Genomic DNA, 728 nt, shown 5'->3' on the forward strand with positions numbered 1-728 from the left:
ACGGCCCCCTACGGCATCAGTTGTGCCAGAATGAGGTTGTCGAAATCTCAAACGAGGGAGCCGTCCGTGACGCAGATTATCCGCATTGGAATGGATACGTCGAAGCATATTTTTCAGTTGCATGGGGTTGATGCGGCCGAGAAGGTGGTGTTGCGCAAGCGGCTGTCGCGCAAGCAGGTGCTGGAGTATTTCGCCAAGTTGCCGCCGACGGTGATCGGGCTGGAGGCTTGCGGGGCTTCGCAATATTGGGCGCGGGAGCTTTCCAAGCTCGGCCACGAGGTGAAGCTGATGGCCCCGCAACTGGTGAAGCCCTACGTGCAGCGGAACAAGAACGACGGGCGGGATGCGGAAGGATTGTGTGAAGCCATGGGGCGGCCGCGCATGCGCTTTGTGCCGGTCAAGACGGCCGAGCAACAGGCCGCGCTGATGCTGACGGGGATCCGCGACGGACTGATCGCCCGGCGCACCCAGCTGAGCAATGCGATCCGCGGCTACGCTGCCGAGTTCGGCCTGATCGCAGCCAAGGGGGTGGACAAGATCGAGCCGCTGTTGGCGCGGATTGCGCAGGACGAGAATCTTCCGGAGCTGGCGCGTGAGCTGTTCGTGGTACAGGGGCGTGAATACGCAAGGCTCGGGACCGAGCTGAAGGAGATCGAGGCCAAGCTGTTGGCTTGGCACCGGGCCAATGCCCTCAGCCGGCGCCTGGCGCAAATCCCTTCGATCGGCCC

At 62.9% G+C, this 728-nt stretch carries 1 protein-coding gene; it reads left to right on the forward strand.

Features of this window, described 5'->3' with window-relative positions; translation table 11 throughout:
- Positions 1-66: 66 nt before the first annotated feature.
- On the forward strand, positions 67-728 hold a 662-nt coding region (locus tag CWO89_RS44875), incomplete at its 3' end, for an IS110 family RNA-guided transposase (RefSeq protein WP_130584460.1).

Source organism: Bradyrhizobium sp. Leo170 (assembly GCF_004296405.1).
Taxonomy (GTDB): domain Bacteria; phylum Pseudomonadota; class Alphaproteobacteria; order Rhizobiales; family Xanthobacteraceae; genus Bradyrhizobium.